Here is a 21,989-nt window from a genome sequence, read left to right on the forward strand (position 1 = left end):
ATGTCAAAAGGGCATTCGCTACAAGACCCTTACTTGAATACTTTACGTAAAGAGAAAGTTGGGGTGTCCATCTACCTGGTCAACGGTATCAAGCTGCAAGGCACGATCGAGTCTTTCGACCAGTTCGTTATCCTGCTGAAAAACACCGTAAGCCAGATGGTCTACAAACACGCTATCTCTACAGTGGTGCCGGTTCGTCCAATTCGTCTGCCTAGCGCAACCGAATCCGATGCAGGTGACGCTGAGCCAGGTAACGCCTGATAGGAGTCTCCTTTGTTCTTTGAGCGCCACGGTGGTGGTGAGCGAGTCATCCTCGTTCACTTGGATGGACAGGACCCTGAGGCGCGCGAAGATCCGCAGGAGTTTCAGGAACTGGCTAATTCGGCGGGTGCCGAGACCGTTGCGTTTTTTAACGTGCCGCGTCATCGGCCAACCGCCAAGACCCTGATTGGCAGTGGCAAGGTCGAGGAACTGCGCGACCTGGTCAAAGCCGAGCAGGCCGATCTGGTGATTTTCAATCACATCCTCACACCCAGTCAGGAACGTAACCTCGAACGTGTTTTCGAGTGTCGCGTGATCGACCGTACCGGTCTGATTCTCGATATTTTCGCCCAGCGCGCCCGTACCCATGAAGGCAAGCTCCAGGTCGAACTGGCCCAGCTTGACCACATGAGCACCCGGCTGGTTCGTGGCTGGACTCACCTTGAGCGCCAAGGTGGCGGTATCGGTATGCGTGGCCCGGGTGAAACCCAGCTGGAAACCGACCGCCGTTTGCTACGGGTTCGCCTGCGGCAGATCAAGGGGCGGCTGGAGAAAGTGCGCAGCCAGCGCGAACAGTCGCGCCGTGGCCGATCGCGTGCGGATATTCCTACCGTGTCGCTGGTGGGGTACACCAACGCCGGTAAGTCCACGCTCTTCAATAACGTGACGAAATCCGACGTCTACGCAGCTGACCAATTGTTTGCCACGTTGGACCCGACCCTGCGTCGTCTGGATATAGACGACCTGGGGCCGATTGTCCTGGCGGACACTGTGGGTTTCATTCGCCACTTGCCCCACAAGCTGGTCGAAGCATTTCGGTCTACCCTCGAAGAGTCGAGCAACTCCGATCTGTTGTTGCACGTGATCGATGCGGCCGAACCGGATCGCATGTTGCAGATCGAGCAGGTAATGGTGGTGCTCGGCGAGATTGGTGCTCAGGACTTGCCGATCCTCGAGGTCTATAACAAACTCGATTTGCTTGAAGGCGTTGAGCCACAAATCCAGCGCGACGAAAACGGCAAGCCCCAACGGGTCTGGCTGTCGGCGCGTGATGGCAGTGGTCTGGAATTGCTTGAGCAAGCCATTGCCGAGTTACTGGGCAGTGATTTGTTTGTCGGTACCTTGCGCTTGCCGCAACGATTCGCTCGACTGCGTGCGCAGTTCTTCGAACTCGGTGCGGTGCAGAAAGAAGAACACGACGAAGAAGGCATCAGTTTGCTGGCCGTTCGTTTGCCCCGGGTCGAGTTGAATCGACTGGTAAGCCGCGAGGGATTGCAGCCGATGGAATTCATCGAGCAACACACTTTGCAATAAAAGCCTGAGAAAGCGGTTGTGCCGTGGTGACAGGCATTCTGTAGCATTGGTCGGCGCGCCGTGGGTGCGTCTTTGCTTTATCAGATGGAGAGCGCTATGGCTTGGAATGAGCCGGGTGGCAACTCGAATAATCAGGATCCTTGGGGTGGCAAGCGTCGTAACAACGGCGATCGCAAGGGGCCACCGGATCTCGACGAGGCCTTCCGAAAGCTGCAGGAAAGCCTGAACGGTTTGTTCGGTGGCGGTAAGAAACGTGGTGGTGACGATGGTGGTGGTCCGGGCAAGAGTGGCGGCTTTGGCGGCCTGCTCGGCATCGGCCTGGTCGTGTTGGCCGCCGTTTGGCTGTACAGCGCGGTTTATGTCGTCGACGAGCAGGAGCAGGCTGTAGTGCTGCGCTTCGGCAAGTACTACGAAACCGTGGGGCCGGGCCTGAATATCTACTTCCCGCCGATCGACAAGAAGTACATGGAAAACGTCACGCGTGAGCGTGCCTACACCAAGCAGGGCCAGATGCTGACTGAAGACGAGAACATCGTCGAAGTGCCGCTGACCGTGCAGTACAAGATCAGCAACCTGCAGGACTTCGTGCTGAGCGTCGATCAGCCGGAAATCAGCCTGCAGCACGCGACCGACAGCGCCTTGCGCCATGTGGTGGGTTCCACCGCGATGGACCAGGTCCTGACCGAGGGTCGTGAGTTGATGGCCAGCGAGATCAAGGAGCGTCTGCAACGCTTCATGGACACTTATCGCACCGGTATCACCGTTACTCAGGTCAACGTACAGAGCGCAGCGGCACCGCGTGAAGTCCAGGAAGCCTTCGATGACGTGATCCGTGCCCGTGAAGACGAGCAGCGTTCGCGCAACCAGGCCGAAACCTATGCCAACGGCGTCGTGCCGGAAGCTCGTGGTCAGGCCCAGCGTATCCTTGAGGATGCCAACGGTTACCGTGACGAGACTGTCTCGCGCGCCAAGGGTGAGGCCGATCGCTTCACCAAGCTGGTCGCCGAGTACCGCAAGGCCCCTGAAGTCACCCGCCAGCGTCTGTACCTGGACACCATGCAGGAAGTCTTCACCAACACCAGCAAGGTTCTCGTGACCGGCAACAAGAACGGCCAGAACAACCTGCTGTACTTGCCGCTGGACAAGATGGTCGAAAGTGGTCGCAGCACCAGCACTCCGGTGACCAGTGCGGCAGCCACCAGCAATGAAGCGAATGCGCGTGCGGCAGCTGATCTGCAGCAACAGCAAGCACGTACCAGGGAGAGTCGCTGATGAGCAATAAATCGCTGATCGCCCTTATTGTCGGCGTCGTCGTGGCGATCGCTGCCTGGAACTGCTTCTACATCGTGGCTCAGACCGAGCGTGCGGTGTTGCTGCAGTTCGGTCGCGTGGTCCAGACCGATGTTCAGCCAGGCTTGCATGTGAAAGTGCCTTACGTTAACCAGGTGCGTAAATTCGACGCACGCCTGATGACGCTGGATGCACCGACACAACGCTTCCTGACGCTGGAAAAGAAAGCCGTGATGGTCGATGCCTACGCCAAGTGGCGCGTGAAGGACGCAGAGCGTTACTACACCGCGACTTCCGGTCTCAAGCAGATCGCCGACGAGCGTCTGTCCCGTCGTCTGGAATCGGGCCTGCGTGACCAGTTCGGTAAGCGCACCCTGCACGAAGTGGTGTCGGGTGAGCGTGATGCGCTGATGGCGGATATCACGGCTTCGCTGAACAAGATGGCCGAGAAAGAGCTGGGCATCGAAGTGGTCGATGTTCGGGTCAAGACCATCGACCTGCCCAAAGAAGTGAACCGCAGCGTGTTCGAACGTATGAGCACCGAGCGTGAGCGTGAAGCTCGCGAGCACCGCGCCAAGGGTAACGAGCTGGCCGAAGGCATTCGTGCCGACGCCGATCGTCAACGTCGCGTGCTACTGGCTGAAGCCTATCGTGAATCCGAAGAGGTTCGCGGTGACGGCGATGCCCAGGCAGCTGCGATCTACTCCAAGGCCTACGGTCAGGATCAGGAGTTCTACGCGTTCTACCGTAGCCTGCGAGCCTACCGTGAAAGCTTCGCGAACAAATCCGACGTATTGGTCCTCGACCCAAGCAGCGACTTCTTCCACTACCTGGAAAAAGCCAAGCCTTGATACGGCGTTGACCTGATTTATCCCCCGCCGGGCGGCTAAAACCTCTGGCGGGGTGATCCTTTGGGAAAACGTGTGTATGATGCGGCAGCCGGGAAATTCCCGGCTTTTTTGCGTCTGCATGTTTGATTGCTGTTTTAAAGCAGATGCCGGGCCGATTGGCTCGACAGTTTTTCGAGGAAAGTGGTTGGCGAAGCCGGTAGAAGGGCTTTTCGCTCCGTCGCTCATGCGCGTGGTTTGTGCGCAAGCCGATCATTTTCTGCTTCACTCAAGGCTCGCCGACAGGCTGGTCGCCCGGAGATAGGGGAAGGCGTAATGGCAACGGTAGACCGCTGGCTTCTGCCAGATGGCATCGAAGAAGTACTGCCACCGGAAGCTGCGCGCATTGAAGTCGCGCGTCGTCAGGTGTTGGATCTGTTCCAGGGCTGGGGTTACGAGTTTGTCGTGACTCCCCATATCGAGTACCTGGAATCCCTGCTGACCGGCGCGGGCCAGGACCTGGATCTGCGCACCTTCAAGGTCATCGACCCGCAATCGGGCCGTCAGATGGGTTTCCGTGCCGACATCACGCCGCAAGTGGCGCGCATCGATGCACATACCCTGCGTCGTGAAGGCCCAAGCCGCCTATGCTATGCCGGTAGTGTCCTGCACGCTCAGCCTCGCGCCTTGTCGTCCTCGCGCAGCCCGATTCAACTGGGTGCCGAGTTGTACGGCGACGGCAGTCCGAGCAGCGACGTCGAAGTCATCAGCCTGATGCTGGCCATGCTGCAACTGGCCGATGTGCCGGATGTGCACATGGACCTCGGCCATGTCGGTATCTACCGTGGCCTGGCCCGCGCCGCCGGTTTGTCCGGTGAAGTCGAGCAGCAGTTGTTCGATGCCTTGCAACGTAAGGCCATCGACGAGGTCATTACCTTGACCGAAGGCTTGCCTGCCGATCTGTCGGGCATGCTGCGGGCGCTGGTCGACCTGTGTGGCGGTCGTGAAGTGCTGGCTGCAGCCCGTGAGCGTCTGGCCAAGGCGCCGGCACCTGTTCTGGCCGCGCTGGACGACTTGCTGGCGATTGCCGAGCGGCTGTCCGTGCGTTTCCCTGAGCTGCCGCTGTATTTCGACCTGGGCGAGCTGCGTGGCTACCACTACCACACCGGTGTGGTGTTCGCCGTGTTCGTGCCGGGTGTTGGCCAGTCCATTGCCCAGGGCGGTCGCTACGACGACATCGGCGCCGACTTCGGTCGCGCCCGTCCGGCAACCGGCTTCTCCACCGATTTGAAAACCCTGGTGACCCTGGGGCGTGCTGAGATCGAGCTACCGTCTGGCGGTATCTGGATGCCTGACAGTACGGATGCGGCACTCTGGCAGCAGGTTTGCCAGTTGCGCAGTGAGGGTCAGCGTGTCGTTCAGGCCTTGCCTGGACAACCTTTGGCCGCCGCCCGTGAAGCGGACTGCGACCGGCAATTGATTCAGCAGAACGGGCTTTGGCAAGTATCGCCACTGGCTTCTTGAGTTTTCCTGCCGGCTGCTGCCGGCACCAAGTTTGCGCGAATGAGGACAAGTGTTATGGGTAAGAATGTCGTAGTCCTGGGCACCCAATGGGGTGATGAGGGCAAAGGCAAGATCGTTGATCTGCTGACCGAACATGCTGCCGCCGTAGTGCGTTACCAAGGTGGCCACAACGCTGGCCACACTCTGGTGATCGACGGCGAGAAGACCGTCTTGCACCTGATCCCGTCGGGCGTGCTGCGCGAAGGCGTGCAGTGCCTGATCGGCAACGGCGTGGTGGTTGCACCTGACGCCCTGCTGCGCGAGATCACCAAGCTGGAAGAAAAAGGTGTGCCGGTGCGCGAGCGCCTGCGTATCAGCCCGTCCTGCCCGCTGATCCTGTCCTTCCACGTAGCGCTGGACCAGGCTCGTGAAAAGGCCCGTGGCGAGCTGAAGATCGGTACCACCGGTCGCGGCATCGGCCCGGCCTACGAAGACAAGGTTGCACGTCGTGGCCTGCGTGTGGGCGACCTGCTCAACATGCCGCGCTTTGAAGACAAGCTGCGTGAACTGGTGGATTACCACAACTTCATGCTGGTGGGTTACTACAAAGAGCCAGCCATCGAATTCGACAAGACCCTGGCCGAATGCAAAGAATACGCTGAGCTGCTCAAGCCGCTGATGCTGGACGTGACTGCCGAGTTGCACGACCTGCGTCGCGCTGGCAAGGACATCATGTTCGAAGGCGCCCAGGGTTCGTTGCTGGACATCGACCACGGCACCTACCCGTACGTGACCAGCTCTAACACCACCGCTGGCGGCGTTGCTACCGGTTCGGGTGTTGGCCCCATGTTCCTGGACTACATCCTGGGCATCACCAAGGCTTACACCACGCGTGTAGGTTCGGGTCCATTCCCGACGGAGCTGTTCGACGAAGTCGGCGCGCACCTGGCTAAACAAGGTCACGAGTTCGGCGCCACTACCGGCCGTGCTCGTCGTTGTGGCTGGTTCGACGCTGTTATCCTGCGTCGCGCTATCGATGTGAACAGCATCTCGGGCATCTGCCTGACCAAGCTGGACGTGCTCGACGGTCTGGAAACCATCAACATCTGCGTCGGCTACAAAGATGCAGAAGGCAAGGCCGTTGCCCCGACTGATGCTGACAGCTACGTGGGCCTGCAGCCTGTGTACGAAGAAGTGCCGGGCTGGACCGAATCGACCGTGGGCGCCAAAACCCTGGAAGAGCTGCCAGCTAACGCTCGTGCTTACATCAAGCGCGTCGAAGAGCTGATCGGCGCGCCGATCGACATTATTTCGACGGGCCCGGACCGCAACGAAACCATCGTCCTGCGCCATCCGTTTGCTTGATAAGTTGTTGATGTAAAACACAAAGGCCCCTTAATTGGGGCCTTTGTCGTTTATGCCTGTTGGACGGCATGACCTTTGCTATTAGCTTTGCCTAAAACGTCACTTTTGGCGTGCCATCAATTTAATGGCGCTTTTGCAGAGGGATATCAAGTGTCGGCCGTTCTCTCATTGTTACAAAGCCGTTTGTTGCGGCCCGTGTTCGTTACCCTTGGTATCGCCCTTTTGGTGCAGGTGCTGGTAGCTGTCGCTCTGACCCGGAGCACGGTGACCGCGCTGGAGGCCGATCTGGGCATGCGCCTGGGTGCAGACAGCCAAAAGCTTTCCGCTGAGCTTGAGCAGGCGGGGCGCGAAGTCACGTCGAGCCTCGACAGTCTCTCCACCAGTACCCGCCAGCGCCTGACAGCCGGTTTGTCCTCGCGACTGAAGGACGAGCAGGCGCAGTTGCGCGCAACGCTGGAAAAAGACCTGAAGGACTCCGCCAGCGACATGGCGCAGCTTCTGGCTTCCGTCGCGCCCCGCGCCATGTGGGACAACGACGTTCCGACACTTTCCGAGTTCGCTCGCCGCGCCCAGCGCAATCCCAACGTGCTGTTCGTGGTGTATGACGACGCCACCGGCCAGCACCTGACGCGCTACCTCAACCGGGAAAACCCGATCAACAAGGCGTTGCTGGAAAAAGGCCAGGGCGAGCGTGCGCTGGACAAGGTGCTGGATGCGGCGAAGAACGATCCTTCGGTGTTCTACATCGAGGCCCCGATCAATCCTAACGGCGTAGAAATCGGCAAAGTCCTGATGGGGGTCTCGACCGCTTCGGTGGAGACTGACTTGGCGGCCCTCGACAAGCGCTTCTCGGCCTTGATCGCCAGCAGCGATCAACTGGTGGGCGACAGCCTCAAGGGCGCGGCCGCCGACAGCGCCACGGCCATGCGCTCGCGCCTGCAGTCGGCGCAGTCCACGGCGGCTGAAATGAAGGCCAATACCACCAGCACCGTGCAGGAAGCCGCTACGACATTGCGCTGGCGCATCGGCGTGTGTCTGGCGGTGGTGGGTTTTGGTGTCCTGCTGTTGTTGGCGGTGGTACTCGGTCGCCGAGTGGTCAATCGCCTGAAAATGCTGATCGTTGCCATGGATGACCTGGCGGCGGGCGAGGGTGATCTGACCAAGCGTGTGCAGATCAACAGCAAGGATGAAATCGGCGACATGGCCTCGGCGGTCAATCGCTTTGTGGATAAGTTGCAGCCCATCGTGCGCGAGGCCGGTGATGTAGCCCAACGTACCGGTGTGGAAATCGGTGCCATGACCTTGCGCAACGCCGGTGCGGATGCGGCGGCTGGCATGCAGCGTGATGAGGTGGCGGAAAGTTTGCGCGCTTTGTCGCAAATGGCTGATGAGGCCCAGTCGGAAAGCCACGCGATGCAGGCGGCGCTGAAACAGGTGGTGGATATTCGTCAGGCGACTGACGAAAACACCCGGACCTCGGCGAAAGTCGGCAGCCTGATCGAGGAGCTGGCGGGTCAGGTCAACACTGGCGCCCAGGTGATCGAGCGTCTGGCGCAGCAAAGTGAGCAGATTGAGGTGGTGCTGACAGTGATTCACGGTATCGCCGAGCAAACCAACCTGCTGGCGCTGAACGCGGCGATTGAAGCGGCGCGTGCCGGCGAGACCGGGCGCGGGTTTGCCGTGGTGGCCGATGAGGTACGGGCGCTGGCGAGCAAGACACAAAGCTCCACCGGCGATATTCAGGCGCACATCGTCGCGTTGCAGCAAGGCGCGCGTGAAGCGGTGGCGGCGATTGGTCAGGCCGGGCGCCAGGCCAATGAGGGTTTGCTGGTGCTGCGCGACAGTGCGCGGTTGCAGCAGTCGGTGCAGGCATCGGTCGAGCAGGTCCATGCGGCGATCGGTCTGGCCACCCAGGCGGCGGCGCATCAGGCGCAGGGCGCGCAAGCAGTGCGGGGGCGGGTCCAGACCATTCACGCCCAGGCCGAGAAGGCGGCGCAGGCAGTGGTGGAGACCACGGCGAGCGGTAAGGTGCTCGATGGTCTGGCGGCGCAGTTGAAGGCGAGCCTGGGGCAGTTCAGGGCTTAAAAGATCAAAAGATCGCAGCCTTCGGCAGCTCCTACAGGGGGCTTTGCGTTTCTCTGTAGGAGCTGCCGAAGGCTGCGATCTTTTGCTTTGTCAGCGGCTTAGATACATCCGGGTCGTCAGCAGATAGACCGGCAACCCCGACACCACTATCAACAACGCCGCATAGGGCGCCGCCGCCGCAAACTCCACGTTCGCGGTATGCGCCCAGACTTCCGTCGCCAGCGTGTTGAGTCCGGTTGGACTCAACAGCAAGGTCGCCGTCAGTTCCTTCATCGCATCCAGGAACACCAGGGCAAAAGCCGCCCCCAGCGCCGGGAAAATAATCGGCAGTGTCACTCGGCAGAAAGCACTGAATGACGAGGCGCCCAATGTGCGTGCCGCCTCCTCAAGTTGTGGCGCCGCCTTGTTCAGGGCGGTGCGGATCGGCGCCTGGGCCAGTGGCAGAAACAGCAGGGCATAGGCGATCAGCAGCAATGCCGAAGTCTGGTAAAGCATCGGCACGTAGTGCAGGGCGAAATACACCAGAGTCAGGGCAATGACCAGTCCCGGCAGCGCATGCAGCAGATACGGCAGACGCTCGGCCCAGATCGCCAGCCGGCCTTTGTGGCGCACGACCAACAGGCCGACTGGAACCGCCAGCACCAGGCACAGCGCCGCGCCACCCAGCGACAGTGCTAGGGATGACAGCAATGCTTCGCCAATTGCCGCCGCGGGAAAGGCTGCCGATGATCCCACCGCAAGCCAATAGGCCAGCATGCCCAGCGGAATCCCGCTGCCAATGATTGCCAGCAGCAGGCAGTAAAACTGTCCCGCCATGGCCCATGGGCCCAGTTGAACCTGTTCCGCGCGTCGCGCCGCACCCTGGCCGGTGCGCACGTGTCGACCCTTGCCGCGCACGCGCAACTCCAGCCACAGCAGTGCCAGGCACAACATCAGCAGTACGGCGGAGAGCATTGCCGCGTTGGCATTGCTGAACTCCAGTTCGAACTGTTGATAGATCGCCGTGGTGAAGGTTTGCAGGCCGATGATCGACAAGGCGCCGAACTCCACCAGCATGTGCAGGGCAATCAGCAGCGAACCCGCCAGCAGCGAAGGCCAGAGCAGGGGCAGGGTGACCTTGAAAAATACGCCCCAACGATTCTGCCCCAGCGTGCGCGCGGACTCTTCGAGGGATGGGTCAAGGTTGCGCAGTGTTGCCGCCACGGGCAGGAAAATCAGCGGGTACTTGGACAGGCTCATTACCAGGATAGCCCCGCCAAGTCCCTCGAAATGAGCGCTGAGGGAAACCCAGGTGAAGCTGCTGACAAAGGCTGGAACGGCGAACGGCAGGCAGAGGATCACGCCCCACAATCGTCGGCCCGGCAGATTACTGCGCTCCAGCAACCAGGCTAGCGACAGGCCGATTACCCCGCAAACAGCGGTGACCCCAATCATCTGTGCGAGTGTGTTGCGCAGCAAGCCGAACACATAAGGTCGCCAAAGCAAATGCAGCGCTTGTGCCCAGCCCGCCTGCCAGGCTTTCAGGCCGACATACAGCAGAGGCAGGAGACTGAGCGCCACCAGCAGCAACACAGGCAATATCAGCCAGATAGACGGCCGCTTGCGCCGTGGTGCGCAGGCGTGATGCGCGGACAGTGAGGCACCCATCAATTCAGGCCAACATCGCGTTCCAGGTCCAGCGCTTCTTCGGCGTTGCCGAGGTCGGCAGGCGTGACTTTTGGTGCTTCCAGTTCGCTGAATGGCTTGAGCCCGCGATCTGATTCCATGCCTTTGTGCAGCGGGTATTCGGCGGTGGTCTGGGTGATCACGCGCTGGCCTTCTTCACTGGCCATGTAGGCGAGCAATTGCTGGGCTTCTTTTGGATGTTTGCTGGATTTCAGGACGGCAGCGCTGGAAACGGTGATCAGCCCACCGACATCGCCGCCAGTGAAGTAATGCAGCTTCGAATCGAGTTGGCCTTTTTCACGCTGCAGGGCGAACCAGTAGTAATTGTTCACCAGCACGGTGGCGACTTCGCCATTTTCCACCGCTTTCAATGCAACCATGTTGTTGCTGTAGGTCTTGCCGAATGCGCGCAGACCAGTCAGCCACTCTTCGGCTGCGTCCATGCCGTGGACCTTGATGATCGCCACCGCTTGTTCCTGGAAAGCGCCGCTGGTAGGAACGAAACCGACCTTGCCTTGCCATTTCGGATCGGAGAACTCCATCACCGAGGTCGGCAGGTCTTTTTCATCGATCAGCTTGGGGTTGAACGCAACGACGCGCACCCGGGCGGTCACGCCAATCCAGGTGCCGTTGCCAGCGACGTATTCCTTTGGCAGAACGGCCAGCGTGGCGTCATCCGTCTTGGCCAGCAGGCCTTGTTCGCCGAGTTTGTTCAGTGGTGGCGACTCTTCGGTGTAGATCACGTCGGCGGGGGAGCGATCGCCTTCTTCGACGATCTGGCTGGCGAGCTGGTTGCTACTGCCTTTGCGCACATTGACGTGGATCCCGGTCTTGGCTTCGAAGGCTTTGGCGACCGCGTCGCCGACTTCTTTGTGCTGGCCGTTGTAGAGGGTCAGGGCAACCGGGTCGGCGGCTTGGGTGAGGGGAGTGGCGAGTGCCAGGCCGAGGAGGGTGGTGATCAGGCCGCGGCGCAGGGTATTTCGAAACATCATTCGCAGGGTTCCTCACTGTCACATTGCAAAAACTTGTAACAATGATAAACGATATTGCTTCTCAAATGCGCTTTGTGAGGTGAGCTCAGGGGCGTGTGTGGTTTTCAAATGCCAGAAACGCAAAAACCCGCTTTCGCGGGTTTCTGTGAAATCCAAGGTCTTAACCTTGAATTTGAATTGGTGCCCAGAAGAAGACTCGAACTTCCACGACCTTGCGGTCACCAGCACCTGAAGCTGGCGTGTCTACCAATTTCACCATCTGGGCATTCATCTTCAGCGTTGCCGCTGTTGATGTGGCGCACTATACGGAGAGCATTTTGATCTGTAAACCCCTGATTCTAAAAATAATAAACCAGTGGTCAAAAATGCAAAAACCCGCTTTCGCGGGTTTTTGTGTGAGCCTTGAAATTGAACTAATCTCAAGCTCGAAATTGGTGCCCAGAAGAAGACTCGAACTTCCACGACCTTGCGGTCACCAGCACCTGAAGCTGGCGTGTCTACCAATTTCACCATCTGGGCAGTATCGGCAACGTTGTCCGTCGTCGATGGCGCGCACTATACGGAGCGTCTTTTTAACTGTAAACCCCCCGAGGTCAAAAAAACCTGGAAAATTTCGCCAGTGGTCTACAAAACTGCTTTGCGGTGTCGATACAGGGCTTTAGATGGGTCGTCTTAGCCTGAAATTTCCCGTTTCATTACGCCTATGCCAAACTAACCCGCATATAGACAAGGTGAAAACTCTCTAATGGCCGATTGGCAGTCCCTCGATCCCGAGGCCGCTCGTGAAGCGGAAAAATATGAAAACCCTATTCCTAGCCGCGAATTGATCCTTCAGCATCTTGCTGATCGAGGTTCGCCTGCTAACCGCGAGCAACTGGTCGAAGAGTTTGGTCTGACCACAGAAGACCAGATCGAAGCCCTGCGCCGCCGTCTGCGCGCCATGGAGCGCGACGCTCAACTCATCTATACCCGTCGCGGCACTTATGCGCCGGTGGACAAGCTTGATCTGATCCTGGGTCGCATCAGCGGTCACCGCGACGGCTTCGGCTTCCTGGTGCCGGACGACGGCAGCGATGACCTGTTCATGAGCCCGGCGCAGATGCGTCTGGTGTTCGATGGTGACCGTGCCCTGGCCCGTGTGTCTGGCCTGGACCGTCGCGGTCGCCGCGAAGGCATGATCGTCGAAGTGGTGTCCCGCGCTCACGAAACCATCGTCGGCCGCTACTTCGAAGAGGGCGGCATCGGCTTCGTGGTTGCCGACAATCCGAAGATCCAGCAGGAAGTGCTGGTGACGCCAGGTCGTAACGCTAACGCGCAGATCGGTCAGTTCGTCGAAGTGAAGATCACTCACTGGCCGACACCACGCTTCCAGCCGCAAGGCGACGTGGTTGAAGTCGTGGGCAACTACATGGCGCCGGGCATGGAAATCGATGTCGCCCTGCGCACCTACGACATTCCTCACGTCTGGCCTGACGCCGTGCTCAAGGAAGCCGGCAAGCTCAAGCCGGAAGTCGAAGAGAAAGACAAAGAGAAGCGCATTGACCTGCGCCATCTGCCGTTCGTCACCATCGACGGCGAAGATGCCCGCGACTTCGATGATGCGGTCTATTGCGAAGCCCGTCCGGGCAAGCTGCGCCTGTTCTCGGGTGGCTGGAAGCTGTACGTGGCGATTGCCGACGTATCCAGTTACGTGAAGCTCGGTTCGGCGCTGGATGCCGAAGCGCAGGTTCGCGGCAACTCGGTGTATTTCCCCGAGCGCGTGATCCCGATGCTGCCTGAGCAGCTGTCCAACGGTTTGTGCTCGCTGAACCCGCAAGTCGATCGTCTGGCCATGGTTTGCGAGATGACCATCTCCAAATCCGGCGAAATGACCGACTACTGCTTCTACGAAGCAGTGATCCACTCCCATGCCCGTCTGACCTACAACAAGGTCAGCGCCATGCTGGAAACGCCGAAAGCCACCGAAGGGCGCAAGCTGCGCGGTGAGTACACCGACGTTGTGCCGCACCTCAAGCAGCTGTACTCGCTGTACAAGGTGTTGCTGGCGGCCCGTCACGTACGTGGCGCGATCGATTTCGAAACCCAGGAAACCCGGATCATCTTCGGTTCCGAGCGCAAGATCGCCGAAATCCGTCCGACCGTGCGCAACGATGCGCACAAGCTGATCGAGGAATGCATGCTGGCGGCCAACGTGGCCACCGCCGAGTTCCTTAAAAAGCACGAAATCCCGGCGCTGTATCGTGTCCACGATGGTCCGCCACCGGAGCGTCTGGAAAAGCTGCGCGCCTTCCTCGGCGAGCTCGGCCTGTCCCTGCACAAAGGCAAGGACGGTCCGTCGCCGAAGGATTACCAGGCATTGCTGGCCGGTATCAAGGATCGTCCGGATTTCCACCTGATCCAGACCGTCATGCTGCGTTCGTTGAGCCAGGCGGTGTACAGCGCCGATAACCAGGGCCACTTCGGCCTGAATTACGAGGCGTACACCCACTTCACTTCGCCGATCCGCCGCTACCCTGACTTGCTCACGCACCGGGCGATTCGCAGCGTGATCCATTCGAAACAGAGCACCCCGCACGTTCGCCGTGCCGGTGCGATGACCATTCCGAAAGCGCGCATCTATCCGTACGACGAAGCGGCCCTGGAGCAACTCGGCGAGCAGTGCTCGATGAGCGAGCGCCGTGCCGACGAGGCGACCCGCGACGTAGTGAACTGGCTCAAGTGCGAGTTCATGAAAGACCGCGTGGGCGAATCGTTCCCGGGTGTGATCACCGCCGTGACCGGTTTTGGTCTGTTCGTCGAGCTTACAGACATTTATGTCGAAGGCCTGGTGCACGTCACCGCGCTGCCGGGCGATTACTACCACTTCGATCCTGTGCACCACCGCCTGGCCGGTGAGCGTACCGGTCGCAGCTTCCGCCTGGGCGATACCGTGGAAGTGCGGGTCATGCGCGTCGACCTCGACGAACGCAAGATCGACTTCGAGATGGCCGAGAAAACCATTAGCGCACCGATCGGCCGCAAGAAGCGTGGCACCGAAAGCACCGCACCCGCAGCGAAAGTCGAAGCAGAACCGGCCCCGGCAAAAACCGGTCGTCGTCCTGCCAAGGAAAAGGCTGTAGAAGCCTATCGCCCGAGCGATGCGGCGGCGAAAAACGCCGAAGTGCGCAAAAGCCGTGAAATGAAGCAGGCGTTGCTGGCCGGTGCGAAAAGCGGCGGTAAAGCGGCGTCTGGGGGAAAGACCAGTCGGTCGACGCCTGACAAGGCCGTCGGCGGCAAGCCAGCCAAACCGAGCAAACATCGTAAAGGTCCGCCAAAAGCGGGCTCGGCTCCAGCCAAGAGTGGCGGGGCGCGTAAACCTAAGGCCAAGCCATGAGTCAGTTGGAAAAGATCTACGGCGTACATGCTGTAGAAGCGTTGTTGCGTCACCACCCGAAACGCGTGAAGCAGATCTGGTTGGCCGAAGGTCGCAATGACCCTCGGGTCCAGACGCTGATCGAACTGGCCAACGAAAACCGGGTCCAGGTCGGCCAGGCCGAGCGCCGTGAAATGGACGCCTGGGTTGAAGGCGTGCACCAGGGTGTGGTCGCGGACGTGAGTCCGAGCCAGGTCTGGGGCGAGGCGATGCTCGACGAGTTGCTCGATCGCACCGACGGCGCGCCGTTGTTGCTGGTGCTCGACGGCGTGACCGATCCGCACAACCTCGGCGCCTGCCTGCGTTCCGCCGATGCGGCGGGTGCGCTGGCGGTGATCGTGCCGAAGGACAAGTCGGCGACCCTGACTCCGGTTGTACGAAAAATCGCCTGCGGCGCGGCGGAAGTGATTCCGCTGGTTGCCGTGACCAACCTGGCGCGCACTCTGGAAAAACTCCAGCAGCGCGGCTTGTGGGTTGTCGGTACGGCCGGTGAAGCTGAGGTCAGCCTGTATGATCAGGATCTGACCGGCCCGACCATCCTGATCATGGGCGCTGAAGGCAAGGGCATGCGTCGCCTGACCCGCGAGCATTGCGACTACCTGGTGAACCTGCCGATGGCCGGCAGCGTCAGCAGCCTCAACGTTTCCGTGGCGACCGGCGTTTGTCTGTTCGAGGCGCAGCGCCAGCGCAGTGTCAAAGCCAAGGCTGCTGCCAAGAAGTCCTAAGCTCGACGCAATCAAAATGTGGGAGCGGGCTTGCTCGCGAAAGCGGAGTAACATTCAGCAAAAATGCTGGATGTGCTGCCGCATTCGCGAGCAAGCTCGCTCCCACAGTGTTTTGTGGTGTGGCATGAATGTTGGCTGTTCAAATAATCACCAATTACCTTGCGCCTCCCTCGCCCCTTCTCTACAATTGCGCCCCTTGCTGTGATGGCAGGCACCAACGTGTCTAGCGTCCGCAAGTCCATAAGTGTCATTCACTCCTTGTCTGACCGCTTTTGAGCGGCAGGCTACAACCCGTAAGGAGCATTCATGCGTCATTACGAAATCATCTTTTTGGTCCACCCGGATCAAAGCGAGCAAGTCGGCGGCATGGTTGAGCGTTACACCAAGCTGATCGAAGAAGACGGCGGCAAAATCCACCGTCTGGAAGATTGGGGCCGTCGTCAACTGGCCTACGCAATCAACAATGTTCACAAGGCTCACTACGTGATGCTGAACGTTGAGTGCACTGGCAAGGCCCTGGCCGAGCTGGAAGACAACTTCCGCTACAACGATGCAGTGATCCGTAACCTGGTCATCCGTCGCGACGAAGCCGTTACCGGCCAGTCCGAGATGCTCAAGGCTGAAGAAAACCGCAGTGAGCGCCGTGAGCGTCGCGACCGTCCTGAGCACGAAGGCGCTGAAAGCGCTGATAGTGATGACAGCGACAACAGCGATAACGCTGACGAGTAATCCACGGACCTTTTAAGGAGCCAATTACATGGCACGTTTCTTCCGTCGTCGTAAATTCTGCCGCTTCACCGCTGAAGACGTGAAAGAGATCGATTACAAAGATCTCAACACTCTGAAAGCCTACGTATCCGAGACCGGCAAAATCGTTCCAAGCCGCATCACCGGTACCAAAGCTCGTTATCAGCGTCAGCTGGCCACCGCTATCAAGCGCGCCCGCTTCCTGGCCCTGCTGGCCTACACCGACAGCCACGGCCGCTGAGACCGGGCAGTCGACACGTAGCAAAGGATTGAATGCATGCGGGCCATAGCTGAGTTCATCATGCGCGGCCGTATGCAGGCCACTCTGGTAGTGGCTGGATGCGCGGCATTGCCGTTGTTGTATTGGTTGGGTGCTGCCGCCGGATGCCTTGTGCTCCTGCGGCGCGGATTGAGGGACGCCTTGGGCGTTCTTGCTCTGGGACTGCTGCCGGCATTGGCCTGGTGGCTTTACTCCGACGACCCACGGGCACTTCTGGTGCTGCTGGGGTCTGCGAGCCTTGCGTTGGTTTTGCGCGCAAGCGAGTCCTGGAACCGCGTGCTGCTGGTCAGCATAGCGATGGGAGTGGTGTTTTCAGTGGTGTTGGGGACAGCTTTTGCTCCCCAGATCGAGATGCTGGCGCAGGCTTTGATCAAAGTCATGCCGTCGCTACTCGGCGATGTCTACCAGAAGTTGTCGGTAGACGAACAAGCGCGTTTCGCGTCCCTGATTGCACCGGTCCTGACCGGCCTGATTGCGGCGTTGTTGCAAATCGTCAGCTTGCTGAGCCTGCTTGTCGGGCGTTACTGGCAGGCGTTGTTGTACAACCCGGGCGGTTTTGGTCGCGAGTTTCGCGCCATCCGCATCCCGCTGTTGCCAGCGATGTTGCTGCTGGCGTGCATGCTTCTGGGGCCGAATCTCGGTCCACAGATGGCCATGTTGACGCCGTTGTGCAGCGTACCGCTGGTGTTCGCCGGGCTGGCCCTGATTCATGGGCTGGTGGCGCAGAAGCGACTGGCCAGGTTCTGGCTGGTGGGGTTGTACGTGACGCTGTTGCTGTTCATGCAGCTGATCTATCCGTTGCTGGTGGTCCTGGCCATCGTCGACAGCCTGATTGATTTTCGCGGTCGTTCGGCACCGAAAGATGCCGATAACGCGAACGGTGAAGGTTAAAAGTTAAGAGGATTTTCACATGCAACTGATCCTTCTGGAAAAAGTCACCAACCTGGGCAACCTGGGTGACAAAGTGAACGTTAAGGCTGGTTACGGTCGTAACTACCTGCTGCCTTACGGCAAAGCTACCGCTGCGACCCCAGCCAACCTGGCTGCGTTCGAAGAGCGTCGCGCTGAGCTGGAAAAAGCTGCAGCAGATCGCAAAGCATCGGCTGAAAGCCGCGCTGCCCAACTGGCCGAGCTGGAAGTGACCATCACTGCCACCGCTGGCGACGAAGGCAAGCTGTTCGGTTCGATCGGTACTCACGACATCGCTGACGCACTGACCGCCTCCGGCGTTGAAGTGCAGAAGAGCGAAGTTCGTCTGCCGAACGGCACCATCCGCAACGTAGGCGAATTCGACGTAGCCGTGCACCTGCACGCCGAAGTTGAAGCCACCGTACGCGTTGTCGTGGTAGCAGCTTAAGCAGCACTTGTCGGCTGGCACCCTCGGGTGCTTGCCGGTAACATCGGGCACGATCCTGTTTACAGGTCGTGCCCTTTGTCTTTCTGATTCCTCCAATTTCAAGTGGCCATGAACGATATCTCCGCTCCTGAGCAATACGATCTGCAAACCGCCGCGCTGAAAGTGCCGCCGCATTCCATCGAAGCCGAACAGGCTGTGCTCGGTGGTCTGATGCTGGACAACAACGCCTGGGAGCGTGTGCTCGATCAAGTCTCCGACGGCGATTTCTATCGACATGACCACCGCCTGATTTTCCGTGCGATCGCCAAGCTGGCCGATCAGAACATGCCGATCGACGTCGTGACCCTGTCCGAGCAACTGGACAAGGAAGGTCAGACTTCTCAGGTCGGCGGCCTCGGTTACTTGGGCGAACTGGCGAAAAACACCCCGTCCGTCGCCAACATCAAGGCCTATGCGCAGATCGTTCGCGAGCGGGCGACGTTGCGCCAACTGATTGGTATCAGTACCGAAATCGCCGACAGTGCGTTCAACCCTGAAGGTCGCACCGCCGCCGAGATTCTTGACGAAGCCGAACGGCAGATCTTCCAGATCGCCGAGGCCCGGCCAAAAACCGGTGGCCCGGTGGGCGTCAACGACCTGCTGACCAAGGCCATCGACCGCATCGATACCTTGTTCAACACCGACAACGCCATTACCGGCCTGTCCACGGGTTACACCGACCTCGACGAGAAAACCAGCGGCCTGCAACCGTCCGACCTGATCATCGTCGCCGGCCGTCCATCGATGGGTAAAACCACTTTTGCGATGAACCTGGTGGAAAACGCCGTGTTGCGCAGCGAGAAGGCCGTCCTGGTTTACTCCCTCGAGATGCCAGGCGAATCGCTGATCATGCGTATGCTGTCCTCCCTTGGCCGTATCGACCAGACCAAGGTCCGTTCCGGTCAGCTTGAAGACGACGACTGGCCGCGCCTGACCTCGGCGGTCAACCTGCTCAACGACCGCAAGCTGTTCATCGACGATACCGCCGGCATCAGCCCGTCGGAAATGCGCGCCCGGACCCGCCGTCTGGTACGTGAACACGGCGAAGTCGGCCTGATCATGATCGACTACCTGCAACTGATGCAGATCCCGGGTTCCAGCGGTGACAACCGGACCAACGAGATTTCCGAGATCTCCCGATCCCTGAAAGCCCTGGCCAAGGAATTCAACTGCCCGGTGGTGGCACTTTCCCAGCTCAACCGTTCCCTGGAACAGCGCCCGAACAAGCGCCCGGTGAACTCCGACTTGCGGGAATCCGGAGCGATCGAGCAGGACGCCGACGTGATCATGTTCGTGTATCGCGACGAGGTGTATCACCCCGAGACCGAGCACAAGGGCATTGCCGAAATCATCATCGGCAAGCAGCGGAACGGGCCGATCGGCTTTATTCGCCTGGCCTTTATCGGTAAGTACACGCGATTCGAAAACCTGGCGCCGGGTAGCTATAACTTCGACGACGACGAGTAACCTGGGAGCGGGCTTGCTCGCGAAGGCGGTGCGTCAGATAACATCAATGTTGACTGACGCACCGCCTTCGCGAGCAAGCCCGCTCCCACGTGAGTAACGCGCAATTTCCGACCACAGCCGTCGGAATTGGTCAAAATTTGTGCTATATTCCGCGCCCGCGAAATTCAATGAAAGCCAACACCGGTTATCGACATGCAAGCAGCCAAGCCGTTATTTGACTATCCCAAGTACTGGGCCGAATGTTTCGGGCCAGCGCCGTTCCTGCCCATGAGCAGGGAGGAGATGGATCAGCTCGGCTGGGATTCCTGCGACATCATCATCGTCACCGGTGATGCCTACGTCGATCACCCGTCGTTCGGCATGGCGATCATCGGCCGGCTGCTGGAGTCCCAGGGTTTCCGCGTCGGGATCATCGCCCAACCGAACTGGCAGTCCAAAGACGACTTCATGAAGCTCGGCGAGCCGAACCTGTTCTTCGGTGTCGCGGCCGGCAACATGGACTCGATGATCAACCGCTACACCGCCGACAAGAAAATCCGTTCCGACGATGCCTACACGCCAGGTGGCCTGGCCGGCAAGCGTCCGGACCGCGCCAGCCTGGTCTACAGCCAGCGCTGCAAGGAAGCCTACAAGCACGTTCCGATCGTGCTCGGCGGCATCGAAGCGTCCCTGCGCCGCATCGCCCACTACGACTATTGGCAGGACCGTGTGCGTAACTCGATCCTGATCGACGCCAGCGCCGATATCCTGCTTTACGGCAACGCTGAGCGTGCGATTGTCGAAGTCGCCCAGCGCCTGTCCTACGGCCACAAGATCGAAGACATCACCGATGTGCGCGGCACCGCGTTCATCCGTCGCGACACGCCGCAGGGCTGGTACGAAGTTGACTCCACGCGTATCGACCGTCCGGGCAAGATCGACAAGATCATCAACCCGTACGTGAACACCCAGGACACCCAGGCCTGTGCCATCGAGCAGGAAAAAGGTCCGGTTGACGATCCGCAGGAAGCCAAGGTCGTGCAGATCCTGGCCAGCCCGCGCATGACCCGTGACAAGACCGTGATTCGTCTGCCGTCGGTGGAAAAGGTCCGTAACGACGCGGTGCTCTACGCCCACGCCAACCGGGTGCTGCACCTGGAAACCAACCCGGGCAACGCACGTGCGCTGGTACAGAAGCATGGCGAAGTCGACGTCTGGTTCAACCCGCCACCGATTCCGATGACCACCGAAGAAATGGACTACGTGTTCGGCATGCCTTATGCGCGCATTCCGCACCCGGCGTACGGCAAGGAGAAGATCCCGGCCTACGACATGATCCGTTTCTCGGTGAACATCATGCGCGGCTGCTTCGGCGGCTGCACCTTCTGCTCGATCACCGAGCACGAAGGCCGGATCATCCAGAACCGTTCCCACGAGTCGATCATTCGCGAAATCGAAGAAATTCGTGACAAGGTCCCGGGTTTTACCGGCGTGATCTCCGACCTCGGCGGCCCCACCGCGAACATGTACCGCATCGCCTGCAAGAGCCCGGAAATCGAATCCGCGTGCCGCAAGCCATCGTGCGTGTTCCCAGGTATCTGCCCGAACCTGAACACCGACCACTCGGCGCTGATCCAGCTGTACCGCAGTGCCCGTGAGTTGCCGGGTGTGAAGAAAATCCTGATCGCTTCCGGCCTGCGTTACGACCTCGCGGTCGAGTCGCCGGAGTACGTCAAGGAACTGGTGACCCACCACGTCGGTGGCTACCTGAAGATCGCCCCGGAACACACCGAGGAAGGTCCGCTCAACCAGATGATGAAACCGGGCATCGGCAGCTATGACAAGTTCAAGCGCATGTTCGAGAAGTACTCCAAGGAAGCGGGCAAGGAGCAGTACCTGATTCCGTACTTCATCGCGGCCCACCCGGGCACCACCGATGAAGACATGATGAACCTTGCCCTGTGGCTCAAGGGCAACGGCTTCCGTGCCGACCAGGTGCAGGCGTTCTACCCGTCGCCGATGGCCACCGCCACCGCGATGTACCACTCGGGCAAGAACCCGCTGCGCAAGGTCACCTACAAGAGTGACGCGGTAACCATCGTCAAGAGCGAAGAGCAGCGTCGTCTGCACAAGGCGTTCTTGCGTTATCACGACCCGAAAGGCTGGCCGATGCTGCGTGAGGCACTGACCCGCATGGGTCGCGCCGACCTGATCGGGCCGGGCAAGAACCAGTTGATTCCTTTGCACCAGCCGTCGACCGACAGCTACCAGAGCGCCCGGCGCAAGAACTCGACGCCGGCCGGCAGCCACAAGGTTGCAGGGGAAAAGACCACCAAGATCCTGACCCAGCACACCGGCCTGCCACCACGTGCCAGCGATGGCGGCAACCCGTGGGACAAGCGCGAACAGGCCAAGGCCGCGGCGTTCGCCCGCAACCAGCAGGCGGCCAAGGAGCGCAAGGACGCGGCCAAGGGCAAGGGGCCAAAGCCGACCCGCAAGCCGGTCGTGCCGCGCTAAACCTCGCTTGAGCTGAACAGAACGCCAACCTTCGGGTTGGCGTTTTGCATTTCTGGGTAATTGAATTCCATTGTAGCGAGGGAGCTTGCTCCCGCTCGGCGGCGAAGCCGTCGTAAATCTGGCAATCAGGCAAATGAAGGGGCCGCTTCGCGCCCCAGCGGGAG

The 21,989-nt window shown here is 59.8% G+C and carries 17 protein-coding genes and 2 tRNA genes; 15 read left to right on the forward strand and 4 right to left on the reverse strand.

Annotation, left to right across the window (positions count from 1 at the left end; all coding sequences use genetic code 11):
* The 7 genes from hfq (at position 1) to ACM6IT_RS15345 (ending at position 8,645) form a co-directional block, all read left to right on the forward strand.
* Positions 1–261: an RNA chaperone Hfq gene (gene hfq / locus ACM6IT_RS15315; protein ID WP_003221112.1), complete on the forward strand. Its 261-nt coding sequence runs from the start codon at positions 1–3 to the stop codon at positions 259–261.
* Positions 262–273: 12 nt separating this feature from the next.
* The gene (gene hflX / locus ACM6IT_RS15320; protein WP_008048071.1) at positions 274–1,575 is read left to right on the forward strand and encodes a ribosome rescue GTPase HflX; all 1,302 of its coding nucleotides are present in this window, start codon (positions 274–276) and stop codon (positions 1,573–1,575) included.
* A gap of 96 nt (positions 1,576–1,671) precedes the next feature.
* The gene (gene hflK / locus ACM6IT_RS15325; protein ID WP_056725459.1) at positions 1,672–2,847 is read left to right on the forward strand and encodes an FtsH protease activity modulator HflK; all 1,176 of its coding nucleotides are present in this window, start codon (positions 1,672–1,674) and stop codon (positions 2,845–2,847) included.
* Positions 2,847–3,716 (forward strand): protease modulator HflC, encoded by an 870-nt coding sequence (gene hflC, locus ACM6IT_RS15330; RefSeq protein ID WP_056725458.1) that lies wholly within the window; start codon positions 2,847–2,849, stop codon positions 3,714–3,716. The genes hflK and hflC overlap by 1 nt, the downstream gene beginning before the upstream one ends.
* Positions 3,717–4,028: 312 nt before the next feature.
* Positions 4,029–5,216, forward strand: a complete 1,188-nt coding sequence (locus ACM6IT_RS15335) for an ATP phosphoribosyltransferase regulatory subunit (RefSeq protein ID WP_056725456.1) — start codon at positions 4,029–4,031, stop codon at positions 5,214–5,216.
* Between the two features lie 54 nt (positions 5,217–5,270).
* Positions 5,271–6,560, forward strand: coding sequence for an adenylosuccinate synthase (locus tag ACM6IT_RS15340; RefSeq protein ID WP_046039830.1), 1,290 nt, complete (start codon positions 5,271–5,273; stop codon positions 6,558–6,560).
* 150 nt (positions 6,561–6,710) lie between these two features.
* A complete protein-coding gene (locus ACM6IT_RS15345; RefSeq protein WP_414914225.1) occupies positions 6,711–8,645 on the forward strand; it encodes a methyl-accepting chemotaxis protein in 1,935 nt (644 codons plus the stop codon).
* 90 nt (positions 8,646–8,735) lie between these two features.
* On the opposite strand, the gene ACM6IT_RS15350 is transcribed toward ACM6IT_RS15345, so the two are convergent.
* The 4 genes from ACM6IT_RS15350 to ACM6IT_RS15365 form a co-directional block, all read right to left on the reverse strand.
* A complete protein-coding gene (locus ACM6IT_RS15350; RefSeq protein ID WP_414918272.1) occupies positions 8,736–10,292 on the reverse strand; it encodes an ABC transporter permease in 1,557 nt (518 codons plus the stop codon).
* A complete protein-coding gene (locus ACM6IT_RS15355) occupies positions 10,292–11,302 on the reverse strand; it encodes an extracellular solute-binding protein (protein WP_056725448.1) in 1,011 nt (336 codons plus the stop codon). Before ACM6IT_RS15355 ends, ACM6IT_RS15350 begins: the two co-directional genes overlap by 1 nt.
* A gap of 178 nt (positions 11,303–11,480) precedes the next feature.
* Positions 11,481–11,567 (reverse strand) — tRNA-Leu (locus ACM6IT_RS15360).
* Positions 11,568–11,734: 167 nt separating this feature from the next.
* Positions 11,735–11,821, reverse strand: a tRNA-Leu gene (locus ACM6IT_RS15365).
* A 226-nt stretch (positions 11,822–12,047) separates the two neighbouring features.
* On the opposite strand from ACM6IT_RS15365, the gene rnr reads away from it, so the two are divergent.
* The 8 genes from rnr to ACM6IT_RS15405 all read left to right on the forward strand — a co-directional run bounded on the left by rnr (position 12,048) and on the right by ACM6IT_RS15405 (position 21,825).
* Entirely contained in the window at positions 12,048–14,675 is a 2,628-nt protein-coding gene (gene rnr / locus ACM6IT_RS15370) for a ribonuclease R (RefSeq protein ID WP_414918273.1), read from the forward strand.
* On the forward strand, positions 14,672–15,439 hold the full coding sequence (gene rlmB / locus ACM6IT_RS15375; protein WP_007973273.1) for a 23S rRNA (guanosine(2251)-2'-O)-methyltransferase RlmB: 768 nt from the start codon (positions 14,672–14,674) through the stop codon (positions 15,437–15,439). Before rnr ends, rlmB begins: the two co-directional genes overlap by 4 nt.
* Before the next feature lie 306 nt (positions 15,440–15,745).
* Entirely contained in the window at positions 15,746–16,168 is a 423-nt protein-coding gene (gene rpsF / locus ACM6IT_RS15380; protein ID WP_008048087.1) for a 30S ribosomal protein S6, read from the forward strand.
* A gap of 28 nt (positions 16,169–16,196) precedes the next feature.
* On the forward strand, positions 16,197–16,427 hold the full coding sequence (rpsR, locus tag ACM6IT_RS15385; protein WP_002551829.1) for a 30S ribosomal protein S18: 231 nt from the start codon (positions 16,197–16,199) through the stop codon (positions 16,425–16,427).
* A 36-nt stretch (positions 16,428–16,463) separates the two neighbouring features.
* A complete protein-coding gene (locus tag ACM6IT_RS15390) occupies positions 16,464–17,357 on the forward strand; it encodes a hypothetical protein (protein ID WP_414918274.1) in 894 nt (297 codons plus the stop codon).
* Between the two features lie 19 nt (positions 17,358–17,376).
* On the forward strand, positions 17,377–17,823 hold the full coding sequence (gene rplI, locus ACM6IT_RS15395; RefSeq protein ID WP_007973276.1) for a 50S ribosomal protein L9: 447 nt from the start codon (positions 17,377–17,379) through the stop codon (positions 17,821–17,823).
* A gap of 108 nt (positions 17,824–17,931) precedes the next feature.
* The gene (gene dnaB, locus ACM6IT_RS15400; protein WP_056725443.1) at positions 17,932–19,329 is read left to right on the forward strand and encodes a replicative DNA helicase; all 1,398 of its coding nucleotides are present in this window, start codon (positions 17,932–17,934) and stop codon (positions 19,327–19,329) included.
* 192 nt (positions 19,330–19,521) lie between these two features.
* On the forward strand, positions 19,522–21,825 hold the full coding sequence (locus ACM6IT_RS15405) for a YgiQ family radical SAM protein (protein WP_008048090.1): 2,304 nt from the start codon (positions 19,522–19,524) through the stop codon (positions 21,823–21,825).
* Positions 21,826–21,989 lie beyond the last annotated feature (164 nt).

This window comes from Pseudomonas sp. IT-P4 (assembly GCF_949767755.1).
GTDB classification, from domain to species: Bacteria; Pseudomonadota; Gammaproteobacteria; order Pseudomonadales; family Pseudomonadaceae; genus Aquipseudomonas; species Aquipseudomonas monachiensis.